Origin of the sequence: Burkholderia sp. Nafp2/4-1b (assembly GCF_003635165.1) — a bacterium.
Lineage (GTDB): Bacteria > Pseudomonadota > Gammaproteobacteria > Burkholderiales > Burkholderiaceae > Burkholderia.
In genome coordinates this window covers 1-24,877 of the sequence record NZ_ML058597.1, presented here as the reverse complement: position 1 = coordinate 24,877, position 24,877 = coordinate 1, and the positions used below count along the sequence as shown (strand labels likewise).

The 24,877-nt window shown below is 67.3% G+C and carries 24 protein-coding genes; 14 read left to right on the top strand and 10 right to left on the bottom strand.

Annotated features, from left to right (window positions below; genetic code table 11):
* Positions 1-29 precede the first annotated feature (29 nt).
* The gene (locus tag C7H84_RS00120; RefSeq protein WP_121856834.1) at positions 30-959 is read right to left on the bottom strand and encodes a 2-hydroxyacid dehydrogenase; all 930 of its coding nucleotides are present in this window, start codon (positions 957-959) and stop codon (positions 30-32) included.
* 165 nt (positions 960-1,124) lie between these two features.
* Between C7H84_RS00120 and C7H84_RS00115 the strand changes: the two genes are divergently transcribed.
* The 6 genes from C7H84_RS00115 to C7H84_RS00090 all read left to right on the top strand — a co-directional run bounded on the left by C7H84_RS00115 (position 1,125) and on the right by C7H84_RS00090 (position 6,300).
* Entirely contained in the window at positions 1,125-2,048 is a 924-nt protein-coding gene (locus C7H84_RS00115) for an ABC transporter substrate-binding protein (protein ID WP_121856833.1), read from the top strand.
* Positions 2,045-3,223, top strand: coding sequence for an ABC transporter permease (locus C7H84_RS00110; RefSeq protein ID WP_121856832.1), 1,179 nt, complete (start codon positions 2,045-2,047; stop codon positions 3,221-3,223). The genes C7H84_RS00115 and C7H84_RS00110 overlap by 4 nt, the downstream gene beginning before the upstream one ends.
* The gene (locus C7H84_RS00105; protein WP_121856831.1) at positions 3,220-4,158 is read left to right on the top strand and encodes an ABC transporter ATP-binding protein; all 939 of its coding nucleotides are present in this window, start codon (positions 3,220-3,222) and stop codon (positions 4,156-4,158) included. The genes C7H84_RS00110 and C7H84_RS00105 overlap by 4 nt, the downstream gene beginning before the upstream one ends.
* Complete coding sequence (locus C7H84_RS00100) at positions 4,155-4,922, top strand: ABC transporter permease (RefSeq protein WP_121856830.1); 768 nt, start codon at positions 4,155-4,157, stop codon at positions 4,920-4,922. The genes C7H84_RS00105 and C7H84_RS00100 overlap by 4 nt, the downstream gene beginning before the upstream one ends.
* Positions 4,923-4,954: 32 nt before the next feature.
* Positions 4,955-5,350: an NAD(+)--rifampin ADP-ribosyltransferase gene (gene arr, locus C7H84_RS00095; protein WP_121856829.1), complete on the top strand. Its 396-nt coding sequence runs from the start codon at positions 4,955-4,957 to the stop codon at positions 5,348-5,350.
* Positions 5,351-5,631: 281 nt separating this feature from the next.
* A complete protein-coding gene (locus C7H84_RS00090; RefSeq protein ID WP_121856828.1) occupies positions 5,632-6,300 on the top strand; it encodes a lytic transglycosylase domain-containing protein in 669 nt (222 codons plus the stop codon).
* 276 nt (positions 6,301-6,576) lie between these two features.
* On the opposite strand, the gene C7H84_RS00085 is transcribed toward C7H84_RS00090, so the two are convergent.
* From C7H84_RS00085 to C7H84_RS00060, 6 genes are read right to left on the bottom strand one after another with little or no spacing between them, the layout of a single operon-like run.
* Positions 6,577-7,017, bottom strand: coding sequence for a dihydroneopterin aldolase (locus C7H84_RS00085; RefSeq protein WP_059511958.1), 441 nt, complete (start codon positions 7,015-7,017; stop codon positions 6,577-6,579).
* Positions 7,014-7,643, bottom strand: coding sequence for a sarcosine oxidase subunit gamma (locus C7H84_RS00080; protein WP_121856827.1), 630 nt, complete (start codon positions 7,641-7,643; stop codon positions 7,014-7,016). Before C7H84_RS00080 ends, C7H84_RS00085 begins: the two co-directional genes overlap by 4 nt.
* Positions 7,633-10,644 (bottom strand): sarcosine oxidase subunit alpha family protein, encoded by a 3,012-nt coding sequence (locus C7H84_RS00075; RefSeq protein WP_121856826.1) that lies wholly within the window; start codon positions 10,642-10,644, stop codon positions 7,633-7,635. The genes C7H84_RS00080 and C7H84_RS00075 overlap by 11 nt, the downstream gene beginning before the upstream one ends.
* Positions 10,641-10,955, bottom strand: a complete 315-nt coding sequence (locus C7H84_RS00070) for a sarcosine oxidase subunit delta (RefSeq protein WP_027808690.1) — start codon at positions 10,953-10,955, stop codon at positions 10,641-10,643. Before C7H84_RS00070 ends, C7H84_RS00075 begins: the two co-directional genes overlap by 4 nt.
* Positions 10,956-10,978: 23 nt before the next feature.
* Positions 10,979-12,223, bottom strand: coding sequence for a sarcosine oxidase subunit beta family protein (locus C7H84_RS00065; protein ID WP_059502182.1), 1,245 nt, complete (start codon positions 12,221-12,223; stop codon positions 10,979-10,981).
* A 14-nt stretch (positions 12,224-12,237) separates the two neighbouring features.
* Positions 12,238-13,623 (bottom strand): L-serine ammonia-lyase, encoded by a 1,386-nt coding sequence (locus C7H84_RS00060; RefSeq protein ID WP_121856825.1) that lies wholly within the window; start codon positions 13,621-13,623, stop codon positions 12,238-12,240.
* 286 nt (positions 13,624-13,909) lie between these two features.
* Here C7H84_RS00060 and C7H84_RS00055 point away from each other — a divergent pair, with 286 nt between their 5' ends.
* The 8 genes from C7H84_RS00055 (at position 13,910) to denD (ending at position 22,210) form a co-directional block, all read left to right on the top strand.
* Entirely contained in the window at positions 13,910-14,983 is a 1,074-nt protein-coding gene (locus C7H84_RS00055; RefSeq protein WP_121857860.1) for a GlxA family transcriptional regulator, read from the top strand.
* Between the two features lie 232 nt (positions 14,984-15,215).
* A complete protein-coding gene (locus C7H84_RS00050; protein ID WP_121856824.1) occupies positions 15,216-15,920 on the top strand; it encodes an FCD domain-containing protein in 705 nt (234 codons plus the stop codon).
* 62 nt (positions 15,921-15,982) lie between these two features.
* Complete coding sequence (gene ltnD / locus C7H84_RS00045) at positions 15,983-16,873, top strand: L-threonate dehydrogenase (RefSeq protein ID WP_121856823.1); 891 nt, start codon at positions 15,983-15,985, stop codon at positions 16,871-16,873.
* A gap of 19 nt (positions 16,874-16,892) precedes the next feature.
* Entirely contained in the window at positions 16,893-18,194 is a 1,302-nt protein-coding gene (gene otnK / locus C7H84_RS00040; RefSeq protein ID WP_121856822.1) for a 3-oxo-tetronate kinase, read from the top strand.
* A complete protein-coding gene (locus tag C7H84_RS00035) occupies positions 18,191-18,829 on the top strand; it encodes an aldolase (protein WP_121856821.1) in 639 nt (212 codons plus the stop codon). Before otnK ends, C7H84_RS00035 begins: the two co-directional genes overlap by 4 nt.
* Positions 18,830-19,026: 197 nt before the next feature.
* Positions 19,027-20,352: an MFS transporter gene (locus C7H84_RS00030; RefSeq protein WP_162999173.1), complete on the top strand. Its 1,326-nt coding sequence runs from the start codon at positions 19,027-19,029 to the stop codon at positions 20,350-20,352.
* An 81-nt stretch (positions 20,353-20,433) separates the two neighbouring features.
* A complete protein-coding gene (gene otnI, locus C7H84_RS00025; RefSeq protein ID WP_121856820.1) occupies positions 20,434-21,210 on the top strand; it encodes a 2-oxo-tetronate isomerase in 777 nt (258 codons plus the stop codon).
* Between the two features lie 28 nt (positions 21,211-21,238).
* Entirely contained in the window at positions 21,239-22,210 is a 972-nt protein-coding gene (gene denD / locus C7H84_RS00020; RefSeq protein ID WP_121856819.1) for a D-erythronate dehydrogenase, read from the top strand.
* 66 nt (positions 22,211-22,276) lie between these two features.
* On the opposite strand, the gene C7H84_RS00015 is transcribed toward denD, so the two are convergent.
* Genes C7H84_RS00015 through C7H84_RS00005 form a run of 3 tightly spaced genes read right to left on the bottom strand, consistent with a single transcriptional unit; the run spans position 22,277 to position 24,822 of the window.
* The gene (locus tag C7H84_RS00015) at positions 22,277-23,317 is read right to left on the bottom strand and encodes a lysylphosphatidylglycerol synthase domain-containing protein (protein WP_121856818.1); all 1,041 of its coding nucleotides are present in this window, start codon (positions 23,315-23,317) and stop codon (positions 22,277-22,279) included.
* Between the two features lie 47 nt (positions 23,318-23,364).
* Positions 23,365-24,534, bottom strand: coding sequence for a bacteriohopanetetrol glucosamine biosynthesis glycosyltransferase HpnI (hpnI, locus tag C7H84_RS00010; protein WP_121856817.1), 1,170 nt, complete (start codon positions 24,532-24,534; stop codon positions 23,365-23,367).
* Positions 24,535-24,576: 42 nt separating this feature from the next.
* Positions 24,577-24,822 (bottom strand): hypothetical protein, encoded by a 246-nt coding sequence (locus tag C7H84_RS00005; protein ID WP_162999172.1) that lies wholly within the window; start codon positions 24,820-24,822, stop codon positions 24,577-24,579.
* Positions 24,823-24,877: the final 55 nt, after the last annotated feature.

The following is a 24,877-nucleotide window of genomic DNA, read 5'->3' as shown; positions in this document are numbered from 1 at the left end:
ACGAATCGGTGGACGCCGCCGCCCGGCGATCACACCGGCGTCAGCACCGGCTCCCCTGCGAAATGCCGCGCGGCATTGTCGAGAAACTGCTGCACCGAGCGATCGAACGCTTCCGGCGACCAGCCGCCCATGTGCGGCGTGAGCACGATATTGTCCAGATCGATCAGCGCGCGCGGCGGCTCCGGCTCGCCTTCGTACACGTCGAGTCCTGCGCCCGCGATGCGCCGTTCGCGCAGCGCGTCTGCCAAAGCAGCGGTATCGACAACGCTGCCGCGCGACACGTTGACGAGAAATCCGTCGGGACCAAGCGCATCGAGCACCGCGCGATCGATCAGATGACGCGTGCCAGCACCGCCCGGCGTCGCGACGATCAGGAAATCGGCCCACTGCGCGAGCGCGTCCACACGCTCGAAATAGCGGTAACGAACATCCTTCGCGGAACGGTTGTGATACCCGATCTCGATGTCGAAGCCGGCCGCGCGACGCGCGCATTTCTCGCCGATCTTGCCGAGCCCGACGATGCCGAGCTTCTTGCCCGACACGTTCGGCGGCATCTGCAGCGCGTCGCGCCACACGCCCGCGCGGGTTTTCGCATCGAGCTGCACGACGTTGCGCACCCCCGCCAGCAGCAGCGCGAATGCGTGATCGGCAACACAATCGTCGTTGGTGCCCGCGCCCGTCACCACTGTGATGCCGCGCGCCTTCGCATGCGCGACATCGATATGCTCGTAGCCCGCCCCGAGTGCGCTGACGAACGTGAGCTGCGGCAACCGGTCGATCTCGTCGGCCGTCAGCCCCGTGCTGCCGTTGGTCAGCACCGCGCGAATCGTGCTGCCGTGTTCGGCGATCGCGCGTTCGCGCGCGTCGGGCGTCGGGGCATGGCGCACGTCGTACGACGCGGCGATCTCGCGATGCGCGTCGCCGCGCAATGCGATGAGGACCAGCAGTTCGGGCTTCATGTCAGCAAATGTCCGCAGGCGGGAATTCGTTCCAGTGTAACAACGGCACGTGGCGCGCGCGGGTTATCCCCACGCCGGCTGTGGACGTCCAGCCGCACGCGGTTTGCCAAAGCCGACTCAGTCAAGTAACTTTCGGCGTACGTCCCCGTTCTGGAGTTGGCCCCGATGAAGCTCGCCCTGCACGCCCGAATCCTGGGCCTCGCGTTCGCCGCCGCTGTCGTCGCGCCCGGCGCACACGCCGACACACCCGTCGTGGTGTCGTCGAAGATCGACACCGAAGGCAACCTGCTCGGCAACATCATCGCCCAGGTGCTGAAGGCCCACGGCATCCCCGTCACCGAAAAGATCGCGCTCGGCACGACGCCGATCGTGCGCAAGGCGCTCACGAGCGGCGAAATCGACGTCTACCCCGAATACACGGGCAACGCCGCGTTCTTCTTCAACAAGGCCGACGACCCCGTATGGAAGAACGCGAACCAAGGCTACGAGACCGCGAAGAAGCTCGACTACGCGGCGAACCATCTGGTGTGGCTCACGCCGGCGCCCGCGAACAACACGTGGGGCGTCGCCGTGCTTGCACAGGTGGCGCAATCCCAGCATCTGAAGACCTTCTCCGATTTCGGCAAGTGGATCGCGGGCGGCGGCAAGCTGAAGCTCGCGGCGTCGGCCGAATTCGTGAACAGCGCATCGGCGCTGCCGTCGTTCGAGAAGGCATACAGCTTCAAGCTGAAACCCGAGCAGCTCGTCGTGCTGTCGGGCGGCGACACGGCCGCGACGATCAAGGCCGCCGCGAACCAGACCGACGGCGTGAACGCGGCGATGGTGTACGGCACCGACGGCGGGATTTCATCGAGCGGCCTCGTCGTGCTCGACGACGACAAGCACGTGCAGCCCGTCTACGCGCCGACGCCGGTGATTCGCGAAACCGTGCTGAAAGCGCATCCGCAGATCGCCGACGTTCTGAAGCCCGTGTTCGAGAGCCTCGACCTGAAGACGCTGCAATCGCTGAACGCACGCATCCAGATCAACGGCGAACCGGCGGCCGGCGTGGCGAAGAGCTACCTGAAGTCGAAGGGCTTCGTTAAGTGACGGGTCGCGCGGTGGCGTCCGCGCGGCGCATCACGCTCGACAAGGTCGGCATCCTGATCGGCGTCCTGACGATCGTCGCGGTGTTCGGCATGCCGTTCATGGTGCTGCGACCGAACCGCATCGCGGCCGGCACCGGGCTGCCGGTGTTCGCCGCGCTGCCCGCCGGGCAAGGCGCCGCGCTCACCGCGCTATGGATCGTCGGCGCGCTGTGGGCGATGACGGCGAGCCGTCCCGCATGGCGGCTCGCGGCCGGCTGCGCGTGGCTTGCAACGCTCGCGTATGCGGTCGGTGCGGCCGCGGCGCACGTCGTCGCGCCCGACGACATGCTCGCGCGCGTGTCGCCCGCGGCCGGCGTCTGGCTGCTGCTGTTCGCATGGGCCGTGCTCGTCGCGGACGCCCTCGCGCGGCTCGCGTTCGGACCATGGCGGCGGCTCGTCGCGCTCGTCGTCGCAATAGCAGCGATTTCGCTGCCGCTCGCGAGCGGCTGGTGGGACGGCCTGTCCGTGATGCGCGAATACGCGGTGCGCAGCGACGACTTCTGGCGCGAGGCAAGCCGGCACGTCTCGCTGGCGGGCGGCTCGGTCGCGGCCGCGCTCGTCGCCGGCCTGCCGCTCGGCATCGCATGCGCGCGGGTCGCACCGGTGCGCACCGTCGTGATGCCGGTGCTCAACATCGTTCAGACGATTCCGAGCATCGCGATGTACGGGCTGATGATGGCGCCGCTCGGCCTGCTCGCCGCGCACGTGCCGCTCGCGGCAGCGCTCGGCATTCGCGGGATCGGTGTCGCGCCGGCCGTGCTCGCCCTGTTTCTCTACTCGCTGCTGCCGATCGCGTCGAGCGTCGTGGTCGGGCTGGAACAGGTGCCGCCGCACGTGACCGAAGCGGCACGTGCAATGGGCATGACGCGCGCGCAGCGGTTGCTGCGCGTCGACCTCGTGCTCGCGCTGCCCGTGATCCTGAGCGGCGTGCGCATCGTGCTCGTGCAGAACATCGGCCTGACCGCGGTCGCCGCGCTGATCGGCGGCGGCGGGTTCGGCACCTTCATCTTCCAGGGGATCGGGCAATCGGCCGCCGATCTCGTGCTGCTCGGCGCAATCCCGACCATTGCGCTCGCGCTGGCGGCCGCCGTCGTGTTCGAAGCCGCGACCACGCTCGCGAAGGGACGTACTGCATGATCGAGATCGAACGCATCGGCAAACGCTTCGGCGACGTCGTCGCCGTCGACGACGTATCGATGACGATGAAGCACGGCACGATCACCGCACTGGTCGGTGCATCGGGCAGCGGCAAGTCGACGCTGCTGCGGATGATCAACCGGCTGATCGCGCCGACCAACGGCACGATCCGCATCGACGGCGTGGACACCGCAAGCGTGCCGCCCGAGCAGCTGCGCCGACGCATCGGCTACGTGATCCAGGGGCACGGGCTGTTTCCGCACTGGAGCGTCGCGCGCAACATCGCGACCGTGCCGCGCCTGCTCGGCTGGCCGGCGCAGCGCATCGACGCGCGCGTGCGCGAACTGCTCGACCTGTTTCACCTCGCGCCGTCCGAGTTCGCAGGCAAACTGCCGCACGAACTGTCGGGCGGCCAGCAGCAGCGCGTCGGCGTCGCGCGTGCGCTCGCGGCCGAGCCCGCGATGCTGCTGATGGACGAGCCGTTCGGCGCGCTCGATCCGATCATCCGCAACAAGGCGCAGGACGACCTGTACGCGCTGCAGCGCCGCCTCGGCATCACGGTCGTGATCGTCACGCACGATATCGAGGAAGCGCTGAAGCTCGGTGACACGATCGCGGTAATGGACGGCGGCCGCCTGCTGCAGGTCGCGTCGCCGGCCGAGATTCTCGGCAAGCCGGCAGCGGGTGTCGTCGAGCAGCTCGTCGCCGGCGTCGACCGGCCGCTGCGCCTGCTCGCGCTGACGCCGATCGATGCGGTGGCCGAACCCGGCCATGCCGACGGCGAACCGATCGCCGCGACGCGCACGCTGCGCGACGCGGTGTCCGAGCTGCTGTGGCGCGGAGTCGACGCGTTGCCGGTCGGCGACGGCGACGGGCACGCTGCACGCCGCATCACGCTCGACGCGATCCGCGCACACGCGAGGCAGCCCGCATGACGACGGGGCGCGCCGCTTCGACCCTGCCGCGACGGTTGCCTGCGTACGTCGCACGTGCGGCAGCGCTGGCGCTGCTGCTCGTGCTGCTGCTGCGCCCCGCGTGGCTGCAGGGCGTGTTCGCGCCGTTCGCGGACAACGGCGCACCGGTCATCTACGATCGCGCGAGCCTACTCGATCTCACGCTCGCGCATCTCGGCACCGTCGCGCTGTCGAGCCTGATCGGCACGCTCGTCGCGGTCGCGGCCGGCATCGCGGTCACGCGGCCGGCCGGCGCGGATTTCCTGCCGGTTGCGCGCAGCGTCGTCGACATCGGCCAGACCTTTCCGCCCGTCGCGGTGCTCGCGCTCGCGGTGCCGGCCGTCGGCTTCGGGTTGAAACCCGTGCTGATCGCGCTGGTGTTGTACGGGCTCCTTCCTATTTTCGAGAGCACGATCGCGGGGCTCGAGGACGTGCCGCGCGACGTCGTCGACGCCGCGCGCGGGATGGGGATGAGCGGCTGGCAGCAACTGGTATCGGTCGAGCTGCCGCTCGCGTTTCCGGTGATCGTGAACGGTATCCGGCTCGCGGTCGTGATCAACCTGGGCACCGCAACGATCGGTTCGACGGTCGCCGCGCGCGGGCTCGGCGACGTGATCATCGCGGGCCTGCAGACGTCGAACACCGCGTTCGTGCTGCAAGGCGGCGTGATCGTCGGGCTGCTCGCGGTGCTGGTCAGCGATGCGATCGGAGCGGTCGCGCGGGTGGCGAGCGCGCGGCGCGCTTAGACGCCTCCGCGCAATTTTGCGAACGAGCAACCATGACCGTTCTGGACACCGGCCCGTTTTTTCATGGCACGAAAGCGAATTTGCGGATCGGCGACTTGCTGACCGCAGGATTCCGATCGAATTATCGGGACGACGTCGTGATGAACCATGTTTATTTCACTGCGCTGCCCAAAGGCGCCGGCCTTGCCGCGGAAATGGCCAAAGGCGACGGCAAGCCGCGGGTCTACATCGTCGAGCCCACCGGGGAATTCGAAAACGACCCGAACGTGACGGACAAGAAATTCCCGGGCAATCCGACGCGATCGTATCGAAGCGCACTGCCGTTGAAAGTCGTTGGCGAACTCGATAGCTGGGAACCCTACGACCCGGAGTTCATCGAGCAGCTCAGGATCCGCATCGAAACCGGCATGGGCGAGATCATCAACTAGCATCCCGTCCGGTCGATTCACAGCGAGGCATGAACCGTGCGCGGAATGGAACGAGCGAACCGAGGCCCTTCCCGTGATACTGCCGAAGAATCGTATGAAAGGACGATAACGCGGCGAAAACGCCATGTTCGTCCGTACTCCGATGCGTGTACGTGCAACGATCGGCTCGCGGAAAATTGCGAACGCAACAAGCCTACACATGGCTTTCATTCGAGCCGACGCTCGACCGCAAGCAACGATTGGCCGATATACTGTCCGCCTTCCATTTCCCGCACTCAACCATGCGACGACGGTTTTTCTGGCTGATCGTGCTTTCGCTCGGCATTGCGCAACAGGCCGCGGCGGAGCAGACGCCCGCCCTGCCTGCCTCCGCGCCCGAAGCGGCCGCTTCCGCGCCGGCCGCGGCCTCCGCGCCGCTCGCGAACGATCAGCCGAACGAAGAAAACCGCCGCATCACGTCCTATCTGACGAAGAAATTCGGCGTCGCGAAAGAAAAGGCCGCGAAGCTCGCCGATATCGTGAGCGTTACTGCGACGAAATATTCGCTACCGCCGGCACTCGTTTTCGCGATCATCTCGATCGAATCGCGCTTCCAGGAAAAGGCGCGCGGCCAGCATGGCGCGACCGGGCTGATGCAGGTCGTACCGGCCGCGCACCGCGGCATGCTGCGCAACGTGAAGGACCTGACCGAGCCGAACGCGAACGTCGAGGCCGGCTCGAAAATCCTGTCGGGCTATGTGAAGGCGGCCGGCGGCAACGTGCAGGCGGGGCTGAGGAGCTATGGCGGGTCGAACGCGTATGCGGCGAAGGTGATGCAGCGCGTCGACGCGTTCCGCTTCGTGCTCGAACCCGACGATGGCGCGAATGCGGCGAGCGACGGGAAGGCGCGCATGGTGCCGGTCAGCGATTCGTCGGCCGCGGCGCCGGCAGCGAGCCGCAGCGCGAAGTAAGCGGCCGGGCGCGCGGGAACTACGCGGGCAGCGATCTGCGCCGACGCGACATCGGATCTCGCGGACGTCGAAGCAGTACGGTCAGATGGTTGATCACCGGGCTTGGCGCCCCCTTGTCCGCATATTCGAGTAACAAAGCGCCAGTCGCAACCAAGCGCAAGCGCGCGTTATTCGCATATTTCAGGAACTGTAAACGAGTACGGCGGCGCATTCGCGCCGCCGCCCCGTGAGATCGCCGGATCACCTCCGCTTGCGACTAGATCCGGCCCCTTCGAATCACAACTGCCCCGCCGCCCCCGTCCACCGCAGGTAATCCCCGCGCGTCCAGTCGAGCGACACGCCCACGCGTTTCGTCCCCGGCCGGATCTTCGGCTTGTACATCGACAGCGTCAGCGACTCCAGCGCGGGCCATTCGCGAAACGACAGCACCGCGAGATCCGCGACGAGCGTCTCGAGCAATCGCGTATGCGGCTTGTGCGACAGGAACGACGCGACACGCGCGCAGTACCCGTCGTAGTCGATCCACTCGCCCTGCTCGCTCGGCTCGCAGCGATACCCGAGCCGCGCATCGATCACGATCGGTTGCGGCGCCTCGTGCTCGTGCGCGTGAATGCCGATCCGCGCGGGCACCTTCAGTTCCTCGACGAACACGCTCCAGCCGCGCCCGCGCAGGCGCGGCGCGTCGATCGCCACGAACGGTTCGTCAAACGGCTTCATGATACGAGCGGCGCCGCGGCGTCGAGCATGATGCGCACGAAATAGTCGGCGAAGCTGCGACGCAGGACGATCTCGAACGACTCGTCGCCGGTCGGGATCAGCGTGATCGGCGACTTGAAGTAGTGCGACTGCGCACACTGGCCCGGCTTCAGCACACGCGGATGCAGATCGAGCGGGCAGCCGCGCGCGATCACGTCGCGCACGCGTTCGCCGCTGATCTCGACGACCGTGTAGCCGCTGCCGACGTCGACGGCCGCCGCATACGAACCCTGCACGGCCTCCGCGAGCTGGGCCTCGAGCACGCCCGCCGGCACGGGGCCGTTCGAGCGCACGAGCCACTCGTCCGGGCCGAGCCACAGCACGTCGTACTCGGCGCCGCGCGCAACGGTGTTCGGTACCGACGGCGGCCGGCAACCGACCACGCGCTCGAACGCGCTGACGAATGCCGGATCGCTCAGCTCGCCGCGCACGTTCACGAGGTCGAGGAACGGCCGCTCGCGCAGCAGGAACTTCTTCGATGCGCGCGCCTGATGCGCCTTCAGCACATCGGCCGCGCCGATGAACGGCGATTCAAGCGTCACGCCCGCGCCCGCGACCGGCGTCTGGTTTCTCGTTTCATTCCACATGCTGGCGCACCCCTTCGGTATCGTAGAAAACCGGGCTCGAAATCTTCGCGACGACGCGCTTGCCGTTGGCCAGCGGAATCACGACGCTCTCGCCCATCTTGCTCAGGCCGCCCTTCACCACTGCCAGCGCAATCGAGCGCTTCAGGATCGGGCTGTAATAACTCGACGTCACGTGGCCGATCATCGGCGTCGGATCGACCGCCGACACCTGCGTGTCCTTCGCGATGATCTGCGCGCCTTCCGGCAGCACGAACTGTTCGTCTTCGGTCAGCAGGCCGACGAACTGCTTGCGGCCTTCCTTCGACGTATCCGAACGCGACAGCGAACGCTTGCCGAGGAAGTCCTTCGACTTCGCGACGACACCGCCCATCCCGAGGTCGAACGGCGTGATCGAGCCGTCGGTATCCTGGCCGACGATGATGTAGCCCTTCTCCGCGCGCAGCACGTGCATCGTTTCCGTGCCGTACGGCGTGATGTCGAACTCGGCACCGGCCGCCATCAGCGCTTCCCACACCGCGCGGCCTGCGTTGGCCGGCACGTTCACTTCATAGGCCAGTTCGCCGGAGAAGCTGATCCGCATCACTCGCGCCTTCGCGCCGGCGACGGTGCCGTTCCGGTAGCTCATGAACGGGAACGCTTCGTTGCCGAAGTCGATGTCCTGGCACACCTTCTGCACGACCTTGCGGCTCTTCGGGCCGACCACCGCGAACGTCGCCCAGTGATCGGTGACGGACGCGAGCCGTACCTTCATGTCGGGCCATTCGGTCTGCAGCCAGCGCTCGAGCCACGTGAGCACGCGCGCCGCGCCGCCGGTGGTGGTGGTCATCATGAAATGCTGGTCGGCGAGGCGCACGGTCACGCCGTCGTCGAACACCATCCCGTTTTCGTCCAGCATCAGCCCGTAGCGGCACTTGCCGACTTCGAGCTTGTTCCACGGGTTCGTGTACATCCAGTTCAGCAGCTTCACCGCGTCCGGACCCTGGATGTCGATCTTGCCGAGCGTCGACGCATCGAGAATGCCGACGCTGTTGCGCACCGCGAGGCATTCGCGCTTCACGGCCGCATGAAGATCCTCGCCGTTCTTCGGGAAGTACCAAGGCCGCTTCCAGTTGCCGACGTCTTCGAACATCGCACCGTGCTCGACGTGCCATTCATGCACGGCCGTCTTGCGGATCGGGTCGAGGAAGTCGCCGGTCTCGCGGCCCGCGAACGTCCCGAACGACACGGGCGTGTAGTTGGGGCGGAACGTCGTCGTGCCCGTTTCCGGAATCGTCTTGCCGAGCGCCTGCGCGAGGATCGCCATCCCGTTGATGTTGCCCAGCTTGCCCTGATCGGTGCCGAAGCCCATCGCGGTATAGCGCTTCACGTGCTCGACCGACTCGAAGCCTTCGCGGGCAGCCAGCAGGATGTCGGCCGCGGCCACGTCGTTCTGGAAGTCGACGAACTGCTTCGGCCCGCGCGGCGCGGCCTCGCGGCTGCCGACCAGCCACAACGGCTGCAGCGCGCCTTCGACGGTTTCCGCGACCTGCGGCGCGACCGCGCGCTGCGCAGCCGTGAAGCCGGCGGCCTTCGCCGCTTCGGCACCCGCGTCGACCGCGAGGCGCAGTGCACGCGCGAGACCGAACTCGCCCGCGGCCGCACCGACGCTCGCCTCGGCCTGCACAGGCTTGCCCGGCAGGAAGCACGCCTTCTCGTCGTTCCAGCAGGCCTTGCCGCCCGATTGCGCGAACAGGTGCAGCACCGGGCTGAAGCCGCCCGACATCGCGACGAGGTCGCACGGCAGCGACTGCAGCTTGCCGCCGGTCTGGCCGTTCGAGTAGGACGCGACGTCGACCGACGATACGCGCCACTTGCCCGAAGCGGCCGTCACGACCGCACCGCTCATCACCGTCACGCCCTGCCGCTTCGCGGCGGCGGGCAGCGCGCCATTCGACGACGCACGCGAATCGACGACCGTCACCTTCGCACCGCACGCCTTCAGGTCGAGCGCGGTCTGGTACGCACGGTCGTTGTTCGTGAACACGACCACGTTGCGGCCCGGCAGCACGCCGTAGCGATGGATGTAGGTCGACACCGCACCCGCGAGCATCACGCCCGGCAGGTCGTTGTTGCCGAACACGATCGGACGCTCGTGCGCACCGGTCGCGAGGATCACGCGCTTCGCGCGGACCTTCCACAGCAGTTCGCGCGTGCCCTTGCGCATCGACACCGGCTGGTGATCGGTCAGGCGTTGCGTGACCGTCACGAGGTTGTGGTCCTGGTAGCCGAATGCAGTGCTGCGCGACAGGATCGTCACGTCGGGCAGCTTGCGCAGCTCGGCTTCGATCTTCTCGACCCATTGCAGCGCCGGCTTCGCGTCGATTTCCGCGCGGCACGACAGCAGGCTGCCGCCGAGTTCGCGCTGGTCGTCGACCAGGATCACGCGTGCGCCCGCGGTCGCTGCCGCATGCGCGGCGGCGAGGCCCGACGGACCACCGCCGACCACGAGCACGTCGCAGTGCGCGTAGCATTTGTCGTAGCGATCGGCGTCGAGCACCTCAGGCGCCTTGCCGAGGCCGGCGGCCTCGCGGATCTTCTCTTCATACTTCGGCCACATGTTGCGCGGCCACATGAAGGTCTTGTAGTAGAAGCCGGCCGGCATGAAGCGCGACAGCTTCTGGTTGATCGCGTACTTGTCGTTCTCGAGCGACGGCTCCGCGTTCACGCTGGTCGCGACGAGGCCCTGGTACAGCTCGATTTCGGTCGCGCGCGCGTTCGGCACCGTGTACGGGCCGGTCTCGAGCTGCACGACGGCGTTCGGTTCCGCGACGTCGGCCGTCACGATCCCGCGCGGGCGGTGGTACTTGAAGCTGCGCGCGACGAAGTGCACGCCGTTCGCGAGCAGCGCGGATGCGAGCGTGTCGCCCTGGAAGCCCTGATACGTGCGGCCGTTGAACGTGAACGTCAACGGAATCGCGCGATTGACGCGGCCACCGGTGCCGAGGCGGTCTTTCTGGCTCATTTGCTCGTGCCCTCTTCGTGTGCGTTGCCGGCAGCTGCGCCCTGGTTGGCAGCCCCGCCGAACTTTTCGTAGCCCTTGATATCGTAGGTCACCGTGTCGCGCGTCACCTTGAACCAGCGGCGGCAACCTTGCGTGTGCAACCATTGCTCCTTGTGCAGCCCGCGCTTGTTCTCGCGCATGAACACGTATTCGCCCCATTCGCGGTCGGTCATGGTCTCGTTCGCCACCGGGCGCACGATGTCGGCTTCACCGCCGCACGTGAACTCGGATTCGGCGCGCGGCCCGCACCACGGACATTCGATCAGCAACATGTTTCTTTCTCCTCGTGTGCGGGTTAGTGCGCGACGGCGGCAGCGCCGTGCTCGTCGATCAGGTGGCCGGTGTAGAAGCGGTCGAGCGCAAACGGCGCGTTCAGCGGATGCGGTTCGTCGCGGGCGATCGTGTGCGCGAACACCCAGCCCGAGCCGGGCGTCGCCTTGAAGCCGCCGGTGCCCCAGCCGCAGTTGAAATAGAGGCCCTTCACGTCGGTCTTGGTGATGATCGGGCAGGCGTCCGGCGATACGTCGACGATGCCGCCCCACTGGCGGTTCATCCGCACGCGCGAGAACACCGGGAACATCTCGACGATCGCCTGCAGCGTGCTTTCGATGATGTGGAAGCTGCCGCGCTGGCCGAAGCCCGTGTACTGGTCGATACCGGCGCCGATCACGAGGTCGCCCTTGTCGGACTGGCTGATGTACGCGTGCACCGCGTTCGACATGATCACCGAGTTGACGACCGGCTTGATCGGCTCGGACACCAGCGCCTGCAGCGGATGGCTTTCGATCGGCAGGCGGATGCCGGCCATGTCGGCGAGCGTCGTCGTGTTGCCGGCGGCCACCACCGCGACCTTCTTCGCCTTGATGAAGCCCTTCACCGTATCGACGCCGACCACCGCGCCGCCTTCGCGGCGAATGCCCGTCACCTGGCAGTTCTGGATGATGTCGACGCCGGCGCGATCGGCGCCGCGCGCGAAGCCCCAAGCCACCGCGTCGTGACGCGCGACGCCCGCACGCCGCTGGATCGATGCGCCGAGCACCGGGTAGCGGCTGTTCAGGTTGATCGTCGGCTCGATTTCCTTGATCTGCGCGGGCGTCAGGAATTCGGCGTCGACACCGTTCAGGCGGTTCGCGTTCACGCGACGCTCGGTGTCACGCACGTCCTGCAGCGTATGCGCAAGGTTCATCACGCCGCGCTGGCTGAACATCACGTTGTAGTTCAGGTCCTGCGACAGCCCTTCCCACAGCTTCATCGCCTTCTCGTACAGCGCGGCCGACTCGTCCCACAGGTAGTTCGAGCGCACGATCGTCGTGTTGCGCGCGGTGTTGCCGCCGCCGATCCAGCCCTTCTCGAGGATCGCGACGTTGGTGATCCCGTGCTCCTTCGCGAGGTAGTAGGCGGTCGCGAGGCCGTGGCCGCCGCCGCCGACGATCACGACGTCGTATTCCTTCTTCGGTTCCGGGCTCTTCCACTGCTTTTCCCAGTTCTCGTGATACGAGAGGCCGTTGCGGAACAGGCTGAATATCGAGTAGCGGCTCATGTTTCGATCCTTCGTTAGCATTCGATGACGTTCACGGCAAGACCGCCGCGCGACGTTTCCTTGTATTTCGTCTTCATGTCGGCACCCGTCTCGCGCATCGTCTTGATCACCGAATCAAGCGATACGTAGTGCTGGCCGTTACCCTTGAGCGCCATCCGCGACGCGTTCAGCGCCTTGATCGCGCCCATCGCGTTGCGTTCGATGCACGGGATCTGCACGAGCCCGCCGACCGGGTCGCAGGTCATGCCGAGGTTGTGCTCCATGCCGATCTCGGCCGCGTTCTCGACCTGGTCCGGCGTGCCGCCCATCACCGCGGCGAGCGCGGCCGCGGCCATCGAGCACGCGACGCCCACTTCGCCCTGGCAACCGACTTCCGCGCCGGAGATCGACGCGGTTTCCTTGTAGATGATCCCGATCGCCGCGGCCGTCAGCAGGAATTCGACGATGCCGGCTTCGTTCGAGCCCGGCACGAACTTCACGTAGTAGTGCAGCACCGCCGGAATCACGCCGGCCGCGCCGTTGGTGGGCGCGGTCACGACGCGGCCGCCCGCCGCGTTTTCCTCATTGACGGCCATCGCATACAGGTTGACCCAGTCGAGCATCGACAGCGGATCGCGCAGCGACTCTTCCGAACGCGCGCGCAGGCTGCTGTTCATCTCGGCCGCGCGACGCTTCACGCGCATCGGGCCCGGCAGGTCGCCCTCGACCTTGCAGCCGCGCTCGACGCAAGCGGCCATCGTGCGCCAGATCGCGAGCAGCCCGCCGCGCACTTCGTCTTCCGGACGCAGCGCGCATTCGTTGCGCAGCATCAGCTGGGCAATCGACAAGCCGTGCTCGCGGCACTGACGCATCAGGTCGTCGCCGGTGCGGAACGGATACGGCACGTCGACCGCGGCACGCACGCCGTTCACGCGATCGCCGTCACGGTTCACGACGAAGCCGCCGCCGACCGAGTAATACTCTTTCTCGACGAGCAACTGGCCGTGCTCGTCGAACGCCTGGAAGCGCATCCCGTTCGGGTGCACGATGCTCGTGCCGCTCATCAGCTTGCGATAGAAGCCGATGTTTTCCTTCTCGTCGAAGCGGACGGTCTGCTTGCCGAGCAGCGCGAGCGACTTCTCCGCGCGGATCTCGGCGAGCCGCGGCTCGATCAGGTCCGGATCGATCGTGTCCGGCAGATGGCCTTCGAGACCGAGCAGCACCGCCTTGTCGGTGCCGTGGCCCTTGCCCGTTGCACCGAGCGAGCCGTATAGTTCGACCCGCACGCGGCGCACGAAGCCGAGCAGGTTCGCGTCCTCGATGTGCGACGCGAAACGGCACGCGGCGATCATCGGGCCGACCGTATGCGAACTGGACGGGCCGATACCGATCTTGAACAGGTCGAACGCGCTGACGTTCATCTGGCTTCCTCAGGGTGGGCGTACGTGAAATGTCGTTGGCATCAGTACATCAAAGCGTAAAATTGGCCGATAGAACAAAAACGGCATCGGCGTGGGATACCGCCGCCAAGCCCCGCGCAGGACGGCCGGAAAGTGCGTTTTGACGATGATCTGCGACGAAAAACCACAAGTCCGGCCATGGCCGATCGGCGACGCTGGCTGCATCCGCGCCGCCTCCGGCAGCCGCAACCCGCAAACTGAGTGAAACGAGTGAGACCGCCTGCCCGGCGTGACGAGATTGGCCGCGATGACCCCCGACGTACCCGCTTCCCCCCTCGCAGAACCCGCGCCGCGGCGCATCCGCTTCGGCATCGTGCTGCTGCCCAACTTCACGCTTACGGCCTTCTCGGGCTTCGTCGACATGCTGCGGCTGTCGGCCGACGACGGTGACTACAGCAAGCCCGTGCGCTGCGCGTGGAGCGTGATCGGCGAGACGCTCGCGCCGGTGCGCGCGAGTTGCGGGATCCAGATCACGCCGTGGGAAACCTTCGAGAGCGCCGAACCGTTCGACTACGTGGTCGTGGTCGGCGGCCTGCTGCATTCGGGGCCGCAAGCCGGGCCCGAGACGCTCGAGTTCATCCGCCGCGCGGCGGTGGGCGGCGCGACGGTCGTCGGGATCTGCACGGGGGTATTTACGCTGATGCGCGCGAACGTGCTCGACGGCTACCGCACCTGCGTGAGCTGGTTCCACTACTGGGACTTCGTCGAACGCTTCCCGCACGCCGATCCGGACCTGCTGATCGCCGACCGCCTGTTCGTGATCGACCAGCGCCGGATCACCTGCTCGGGCGGCCGCGCGTCGATCGACGTCGCCGCCGCGATCCTGCTGCGCCATTTCGACCATGCGACCGTGCAGAAGGCGCTGCGGATCCTGCTCGTCGGCGAGATGCAGAAAGGCAATGCGCCCCAACCGCACCCGCCGGGCCTCGAACCGGCCACGCACCCGAAGGTCAAGCGCGCGATTCTGCTGATGGAACAGCATGTCGGGCGCGCGCTGCCGCTCGAGGAGCTCGCGTGCAAGCTCGACATGTCGACGCGCCAGCTCGAGCGGCTGTTCAAGGCGGAAACGGGCAAGAGCCCGCAGGCGTTCGCGAAGCAGGTGCGGCTGCGCACGGCCGCGTGGCTGCTCACCAGTTCCGACCGCACCGTCGCCGATATCGCGTCGAGCTGCGGGTTCGCCGACGCCTCGCACCTCGGGCGGGAATTCCGCAAGCAGTTCGGCGTGCCGCCGGCGACTTATCGCGAGCGCGGCGGCGAAGTCGCGGAAGCCGATATCTCGGTGGCGACCGATCCCGATCCGGTCGAAGACATCGCCGACTGACGCCGACGGTCACGCGCGCCGCCGGCGCGCACTCTTCCGTTCGTCCACCGGCCCCTCTGTGCGCTCTCCGCCCGCGTGTTGAACCCGGTACGATCGTTATATTTTCCTCTCTATTGGAACCGGTTTCAGTCAACTTGACCGACGTTGCCGTCCATTGATCGAGGGTTATTCCGGATGCTGATGCACGTTCAAATTTGTATGATGACCACATCACCTTACAAACCAGAGCGTCATGTTCGAGAAAATTCCCGCCCGCGCGATGAGCGACCATGTCGCGCAGCAACTGCTGAAGCAGATCGAAGCCGGCAGCTTCTCGGCCACCGGCAAGCTGCCGACGGAAGCCGTGCTCGCGCAGGAATTCGGCGTGAGCCGCACCGTGATCCGCGAGGCGATCTCGCGGCTGAAGAACGAAGGCGTGGTCGAGCCGCGCCAGGGCAGCGGCGTGTTCGTGAACCAGCACGGCGCGATCCGGCCGCTGCGGATCGACTACGCGGAAGCCGTCGAGGCGACCTCGCTGCCGCACCTGCTCGCGGTGCGCCGCGCGATCGAGGCTGAAGTCGCGGCCGAAGCCGCGCTGCGCCACACGGCCGACGACATGGCCGACATCGACGACGCGCTGCGCAAGATCGACGACGCCGTCGCCGAAGGGCGTGACGGCGTCGCGGAAGACGTCGCGTTCCATCGCACGATCGCGGCCGTCACCGGCAACCCGTATTTCCTGAAGACGCTGCAGTTCCTGAACCAGTACCTCGAAGCCGGCGTGAAGGTCACGCGGCGCAACGAAGCGACGCGCGAGGATTTCTCGCGGCAGGTGCGCGACGAACACGCGGCGATCGCCGATGCGATCCGCGCACGCGACCCGATGGCGGCCCGCAACGCGGCGCGCACGCACATGTACAACGCAGCCCGCCGTCTCGCGGAAGCCGGCATCTGCTGAAGCCGGCGGCGCACGAGCGCCGTCGTTGTCCCGAACCTTTCCCGAATCGATCAAGGTTGACCATGTCACGAAATGTTGGAGTCATCGGCCTCGGTGCGATGGGCCTCGGCGTCGCCAGCTCGCTGCTGCGCGCGGGGTTCCGCGTGCACGCCTGCGACGTGCGCGACACCGTGCTGCAGGCGTTCGCGGCCGAAGGCGGCGTGGCCTGCGCAAGCCCGGCCGAACTCGGCGCGCAATGCGACGTCGTCGTCACGCTCGTCGTCAATGCCGCGCAGACTGAAACGGTGCTGTTCGGCGAACACGGCGCGGTCGCGGCGATGAAGCCCGGCGGCGTCGTGATCGCGAGCGCGACCGTCGCACCCGACTTCGCGGTCGCGCTCGGCGCGCGCATCGAGGCCGCGGGCCTCCAGATGCTCGATGCGCCGGTGTCCGGCGGCGCCGCACGCGCCGCGTCGGGCGAGATGACGATGATGACGTCGGGCCCGGCCGCCGCGTATGCGGCGTGCGACGACGTGCTCGCCGCGATCGCCGGCAAGGTCTATCGCCTCGGCGACGCGCACGGCATCGGCTCGAAGGTGAAGATCATCAACCAGCTGCTGGCCGGCGTGCATATCGCGGCGGCCGCCGAAGCGATGGCGCTCGGGCTGCGCGAAGGTGTCGATGCGGACGCGCTGTACGACGTGATCACGCACAGCGCCGGCAACTCGTGGATGTTCGAGAACCGCGTGCCGCACATCCTGAACGGCGACTACACGCCGCTGTCGGCCGTCGACATCTTCGTGAAGGATCTCGGCCTCGTGCTCGATACCGCGCGCCGCAGCAAGTTCCCGCTGCCGCTGTCGGCCACCGCGCACCAGATGTTCATGAGCGCGTCGAGCGCCGGCCATGGCGGCGAGGACGATTCCGCCGTGATCAAGACCTTCCCCGGCATCACGCTGCCGCCCGCCCGCTGATTCGAACGACGCATCCGCCATGACCGCTTCTGCTTCCCGTCCCCTGCTCGGCTGCATCGCCGACGATTTCACCGGCGCGACCGACCTCGCGAACATGCTCGTCAAGAGCGGCATGCGCACCGTGCAGACGATCGGCGTGCCCGCCGACGGCATCGCTGCCGACACGGCTGTCGACGCCGATGCGATCGTCGTCGCGCTGAAGTCGCGCACGATTCCCGCCGCCGACGCCGTCGCGCAATCGCTCGCCGCGTATGAATGGCTGCGCGCGCAGGGTTGCCGGCAGTTCTTCTTCAAGTACTGCTCGACGTTCGACTCCACCGACGCGGGCAACATCGGGCCGGTCGCCGACGCGCTGCTCGATGCAACCGGCGGCGGCTTCGCGATCGCATGCCCGGCGTTCCCCGAGAACGGCCGCACGATCTTTCGCGGGCACTTGTTCGTCGGCGACTCGCTGCTGAACGAATCGGGGATGGAGAACCATCCGCTCACGCCGATGAAGGACGCAAACCTCGTGCGTGTGCTGCAACGGCAGACGAAGTCTCCCGTCGGCCTGCTTCGCTACGACACGATCGCGCAAGGCGCGGCCGCGGTGCGGGCGCGCATCGACGCGCTGCGTGCGGACGGCGCGCGCTTCGCGATCGCCGATGCGCTGTCGGACCACGATCTTTACGTGCTCGGCGAAGCGTGCGCGAACCTGCCGCTCGTCACCGGCGGCTCGGGCATCGCGCTCGGCCTGCCGGAGAACTTCCGCCGCGCGGGCCTGCTGCCGCAGCGCGACAACGCGGCATCGCTGCCGCGCATCGACGGGTGGTCGGCAGTGCTCGCCGGCAGCGCATCGAAGGCGACCAACGCACAGGTTGACGCGTGGCGCGACAGTCGGCCGAGCTTCCGGATCGATCCGCTCGCGGCCGCGCGCGGCGAACCTGTCGTCGACGCAGCACTGGCCTTCGCGCGCTCGCACCTGCCGCAGCCGGTGCTGATCTACGCGACCGCGACGCCCGACGAAGTGAAGGCCGTTCAACAGGCGCTCGGCGTCGAAGCGGCCGGCCATCTCGTCGAAACCACGCTCGCGGCGATCGCGCGCGGCCTGCGCGAGCTCGGCGTGCGCAAGTTCGTCGTCGCCGGCGGCGAGACGTCCGGCGCGGTCGTGCAGGCGCTCGACGTGAAATTGCTGCAGATCGGCGCGCAGATCGACCCGGGCGTGCCGGCCACCGCGACCATCGACGCGCAGCCGCTCGGCCTCGCGCTGAAGTCCGGCAACTTCGGCACCGTGGACTTTTTCGACAAGGCGCTGCGCGCGCTCGACGGAGCCGCGGAATGAGCAACGAAGCGAAACTGCGCGAAGAAATCTGCGTCGTCGGCGCGAGCCTGTATGCGCGCGGCCACGCGGTCGGCAGCGCCGGCAACATCAGCGCGCGTCTGCACGACGGCTGGCTGATCACGCCGACCGACGCGTGCCTCGGCCGCCTCGACCCGAACGACATCGCGAAGGTCGGCCTCGACGGCCAGCCGGTTTCGGGCGGCAAGCCTTCGAAGACGCTCGCACTGCATCGCGGCATCTATGCCCGCAATGCAGAAGCGCATGGCATCGTCCACACGCACTCGACGCACCTCGTCGCGCTGACGCTCGCGAGCGTATGGCGCGACACCGACGTGCTGCCGCCGATCACGCCGTACTACGTGATGAAGGTCGGCCACATTCCGCTGATCCGCTATCGCCGCCCCGGCGATCCGGCCGTCGCGGCCGAAGTCGCGGCGCTTGCCGACCAGGTGCGCGGTGTGCTGCTCGAGCGCCTCGGCCCGGTGATGTGGGGGCCGTCGGTGTCGCACGCGTCGTATGCGCTAGAGGAGCTCGAGGAAACCGCGCGGCTGTGGCTGATGACGAACCCGAGGCCCGAGCCGCTGTCGGACGCCGCGCTCGACGAACTGCGCCAGGCCTTCGGCGCGCGCTGGTAACGCGACGCGCCGCGCACGGATAAGGCACGGATAAGGCACGCATAACGCCCGGATAACGCACCGATCGCCCGCGCATCGCGCAGGACTGCAAACCGATTCAGATTTCCATGCCCGCCGTGTGCGCGGGCCGTTCCGTCAGCACACAAACAATCCGGCGGCGTACGCGCCGCCGGCACATGATATCCATGGAGACGACGATGACTGCTCTCGACGCGGCCGCAAGCCGCTCGCCCGCTGCCCCCGCCCAATCGGGCGAACTCGACAGCACCTACAAGAAAGTGTTCTGGCGCATCGTGCCGTTCCTGATGCTCTGCTACGTGGTCGCGTATCTCGACCGCGTGAACGTCGGCTTCGCGAAACTGCAGATGTCACAGGATCTCGCGTTCAGCGAAACCGTGTTCGGCCTCGGCGCCGGCATCTTCTTCCTCGGCTACTTCCTGTTCGAATTGCCCAGCAACCTGCTGATGCACCGCATCGGCGCGCGCATCTGGATCGCGCGCATCATGATCACATGGGGCCTGCTGTCGGCGCTGTTCGCGTTCGTGGAGACACCGGCGCAGTTCTACGTGCTGCGCTTCCTGCTCGGTCTCGCGGAAGCCGGCTTCTACCCGGGCGTGATCCTGTACCTCACGTACTGGTTCCCGTCGCATCGCCGCGCGAAGATCATCGCCGTGTTCATGTCCGCGATCCCCGTGTCGGGCATCTTCGGCAACCCGCTGTCGGGCTGGATCATGGGGCGCTTTCACGGCGGTTCGGGCTTTCACGGCTGGCAATGGATGTTCATGATCGAAGCCGTGCCGGCCGTGCTCGTCGGCATCGCGACGATCCTGTATCTCGACAACAGCATCCGCGGTGCGAAGTGGCTGGACGCGCGCGAGAAGCAGCTGCTCGAAGACGAAATCGCCGCGCAGCCGCAGGAACAGCAGAAACATGGCGATTCGCTGAAGGCCGTGTTCGCCGACCCGCGCATGTGGTGGATGTCGCTGATCTACTTCGCGTTCGTCACCGGCCAGTACGGCCTCACGTTCTGGATGCCGACGCTCGTGAAATCCACCGGCATCACCGATACATTCCAGATCGGCCTTTTGTCCGCCATCCCGTTCGCCGTCGCGATCGTCGTGATGAACCTGTTCGGCCACAGTGCGGACAAGCGCCGCGAACGCCGCTGGCACCTGATCGTGCCGGCGCTGATGGGCGCGATCGGGTTTGCAGTCGCCGCGTCGTACTCGCACAATACGGCGGTGTCGATCGTGTTCCTGTCGCTCGCGGCGGGCGGCGTGCTGACCTGCGCGCCGCTGTTCTGGTCGCTGCCCACTGCGTTCCTCGCCGGCTCCGCCGCAGCCGCCGGGATCGCGATCATCAACTCGGTCGGCAATCTCGCCGGGTTCGCGAGCCCGTACGTGATCGGCTACCTGAAGGACGTCACGCACAGCACGTCGTCGGGCATGTACGTGCTCGCGGCGATGCTCGTGATCGGCGCGATCGCCGTGTGGCTCACGCCCGCAAAACTCGTGAACCGCTGATCCGCCGAGTAACGGCTCGACGATCGCCCGTTCGATGCGGGGCGCCGTGCGCCCCCCCATTCATTCACAGGATCCGCTGCCATGCCCCGCTTCGCCGCCAACCTCTCGATGATGTACACCGAGCACGCGTTCCTCGAACGCTTCGCCGCCGCCTCGCGAGACGGCTTCAAGGCCGTCGAGTACCTGTTCCCGTACGACTTCGCCGCCGAGGAGATCCGCGCGCGCCTCGACGCGCACAACCTCGAGCAGGCGCTGTTCAACGCGCCGCCGGGCGACTGGGCCGCCGGCGAACGCGGGCTCGCGTCGTTGCCGGGCCGCGAGGACGAGTTCCGGCGCGGCATCGACCAGGCGCTCGACTATGCGCGCGTGCTCGGCAACAAGAAGCTGCACGTGATGGCCGGGATGGTCGCGCCGGGCGCCGAGCGCGCGCGTCATCGCGATACCTACGTGGCGAACCTGCAACATGCGACGCAGGCCGCCGCCGCGCACGGCATCACGATCCTGATCGAACCGATCAACCAGCGCGACATGCCCGGCTACTTCCTGAGCCGCCAGGACGACGCGCACGACATCCGCGCGGAAGTCGGCGCGCCGAACCTGAAGGTGCAGTTCGACTGCTATCACTGCCAGATCGTCGAGGGCGACCTCGCGATGAAGCTCAAGCGCGACTTCGCGGGCATCGGCCACATCCAGATCGCCGGCGTGCCCGAGCGTCACGAGCCGGATATCGGCGAGCTCAACTACCCGTATCTGTTCGCGCTGATCGACGCGCTCGGCTACGACGGCTGGGTCGGGTGCGAGTATCGCCCGAAGGCCGGCACGTCCGAAGGCCTTGGCTGGCTGAAACCGTACCTGTAATTCAAGAACTTCCACGAGGGCAACTAACATGAAAGTACTGATCACCGGCGGCGCCGGCTTTCTCGGCCAGCGTCTCGCGCGCAAGCTGCTCGAGCGCGGCGAGCTGACCGGCCCCGACGGCCGGACCGGCAAGATCGACGAGCTGGTGCTGCTCGACGTGGTCGAGGGCAGCGATTTCGGCGATGCGCGCGTGACGTCGATCGTCGGCGACATCGCCGATCGCGCGGTGCTCGAAAGCGCGATCGATACGCAGACGGCCGCGATCTTCCATCTCGCGGCGATCGTCAGCGGGCAGGCAGAAGCCGATTTCGACCTCGGCATGCGGATCAACCTCGACGCGTCGCGCACGCTGCTCGAAGTGTGCCGCGCGCGCGGCCACCGTCCGCGCGTCGTGTTCACGAGTTCGGTGGCCGTGTATGGCGGCACGCTGCCCGACATCGTGCAGGACGACACCGCGCTGAATCCGCAATCGTCGTACGGCGCGCAGAAGGCGATCGCCGAGCTGTTGCTGTGCGACTACGCGCGCCGCGGCTTCGTCGACGGCCGCGTGCTGCGCCTGCCGACCATCAGCGTGCGGCCGGGCCGCCCGAACGCGGCCGCGTCGTCGTTCGCGAGCGGCATCATCCGCGAGCCGCTGAACGGCGAGGAAACCGTGTGCCCCGTGCCGGGCTCGACGCGGCTGTGGCTGCTGTCGCCGCGCGGCGCGATCGAGGCGCTCGTCGCCGGTTGCGAAATCGACAGCGACAAGCTCGGCAACAAGCGCGTGATCAACCTGCCGGGGCTGTCGGTGTCGGTCGACGAGATGATCGACGCGCTGCGTGAGGTCGCGGGCGGCGACGCCGTGAAGCTGATCCGCCATGCGCCGGACGAACGCATCGAGAAGATCGTCGGCAGCTGGCCGGGCCGCTGGGACACGACGCGTGCGGAAGCGCTCGGGCTGAAGGGCGATACGTCGTTCGCGGACGTGATCCGCAGCTATATCGCCGACGAACGGCAGTGACGGGTGCGCGGCCGGGCGCGGTGGCATCGCCGCAGGCCGCCCGGTACGCACGCAGTGCCGGCCCCGTCAGTGCGGCCCGGCGGATTCACCGACGGGCAGCGACGCACGTGTCGACGCACGCGGCCCGCGCGCCGCGCCGGCCGCGTGCTGCCACGCGAGCAAGCCCGGCAAATAGAACAGCAGGTCACGCACGCGCCGCGCGCCGGCCAACGCCAGGCACGTTGGCGCGTCGAACCCGAGCAGCCCGCCGATCAGCACGAACCCGCCCTCCTGCACCCCCAGGCCACCCGGCATCATGAACGCGATGCTGCTGAGGAGCTGGATCAGCGCCTCGATCGCGAGCGCCTGCACGAAGGTCGGATCGGCGCCGAGGAAGCGCAGCGCGACCCAGATTTCCAGCGCGTGCCCCGCAAACTGCAGCGTCTGCCAGATCGCGAGATAGCGCACGACGATGCCGGTCCTTCGCCAGATCATCCGGATCGACTGATCGGTGCGCGCGGACTCGCCCACCAGCGCCACCACCTTGCCGCTCGTGATGCGGTTGAGCGCACGCATCGCACGCTCGAACGGGCGCGCATGCTGGACCAGTGCGAACAGCAGCAGCACCGGCACCAGCGCCGCCATGCCGATCGCGAGCTGCGCGGCCACCCGCGCGGCATCGGACGAGACACGCTCGAGCACATAGCCGATCGCGATCAGCGCAAATACCAACTGGCTGATCAACGTCAGCTGCATGTCGGCGACGAGACTCGCGACGATGGTGGCGGGCCGCACGCCGGCCTGCCGCAGCAAGCTGAACGACACGAGTTCGCCGCCGATCCGCGCGACCGGCAGCAGCCCGTTGATCGATTCGCGAATCCACACGAGCTTCAGCATCGCCGCGAAGGATGGCCTGCGCCGGCCGCGAATCAGCATCCGCCAGTCCCATGCGTTCGCGAGCATCGGCAGCACGTGCACCAGCGCGGCGATCAGCAGCCCGGCGCCGGCGGCCTGCAGCCGGTGCAGGACCGTCAGCGGATGCTCGCGCCAGATCAGCCAGACGGCGATGACCAATCCGACCAGTGCCGCCACGCGGCCCGCATGCCGCAGCCGCGCGTCGCCGCGCATGGACGGCGGCTCCGTGCGGGTATCGTCCGAGGTCGTTTCCCGTTCCGTCATGATTCGACCACCGGCGACAGCATGCCCTCGCGGTCTACGTGAAAGCGCGTGCCGCGCCAGATGACATGCGACGAAAAGAAGCTCGACACGAAGATCGCGAATTGAAGGATGTCGACGAACGGCAGCCAGATTGCGCCGCGCAGGCCGGCAGCGGTCGCACGGTTCGTCCTGAGCACGAGGAACGCGCGCGCGACGAGTGCCGCGACCGTCAGCGCGCAGGCGGTGGCAGCGCCGCCGGATAGCAGCACCGCCAGCAGCGCGAGCGGCAGCGGATGCATCAGCACCGAGCCGGCATGACCGAGCCGGTCCGCTGCGCGGATCGTGCGGCTCCAGCGCAATTCATGTGCGAACAGTGTCGCGAAGGTTTCTTCGACGCACGCGTGCCCGACGACGAACGGCGGAATCGCGACCTCGGCGCCCACCTCCCGCACGGCCTCGCCGAGCGCGTGATCCTCGGCGAGATGATGCGCGAAGCGCGTCAGTCCGCCGATGCGGTCGAGCGTCGCGCGCGTGATCGCAATCGTCTGACCGAAACACGGTCGCGCCCGTCCGATGAAGAGGCCAGTGACGACCCCGGGCAGGAAGTGGAAATTCGTCATCGCGGCCGCGACGCCGGGCCAGAAACCCGGCGAGGCGACGCCACGATACACGCTCGTCACGATCCCGACATTCGGTTGCCGCAACGCGCCGACGACGGCGCGCAAATAATCGCGCTCGACCAGCACGTCGCTGTCGGCAAGACAGAGCACCGAATGTTCCGCGTGTTCGAGCATGTTGACGAGATTCGCAATCTTGCGATTCGGCCCGTACAGCCGCGCATCCGCGACAGCCGTGATGTTCGCGTGAGGATAGCGCGCGCGCAGTACGTCGACGGCCGCAAGTGCTGCATCGCTCGCATCGTGCACGCCGAACAGATACTGGACCGGCCCCGGATAATCCTGCACGAAGAAGCTTTCAAGATGCTGTACGAGATTCCATTCGTCGCCGTGCAGCGGCTTCGCGACGGTCACGCCCGGATAGTCGGGCGACTCCGCCAGCGGGCGGGCAAAGAACCGGCCGATCAACGTGCCCGCCACGATGATGTATGCAATACCCAGCAGCGCGCCGAACGCGCACGCGATCGACGCTGCCCGGCTCAACCCATGCAGCACATGCAGCAAAACCATGCTTCCCCCGTAGTGGCTCATGCCGCCCCGGCACCGATGTGATTACGCGTACACCCGTGCGTACCGGTTCCCGTTGAGCCGGATATGAAGGACGACCAGCAAACGGTATGCGCAATCAGATGACACGACTACCGTGCGTCGATCGATTCCCGTCACGCGGACGTGTCCGCAAACGAACGCCGCGCCGAACGCCGCATCGGAGAGCTTGCGGGCCGCAAGGATGGCGGTCGCGACGGCAATGAAGATCCACGCGCGAAACACCATCGTGGTGAAGAATGCTTCGGGCACGCGCAATACGAGCCATGACACCAGCACGAAACATTGAATCTATATGAACGCGTCC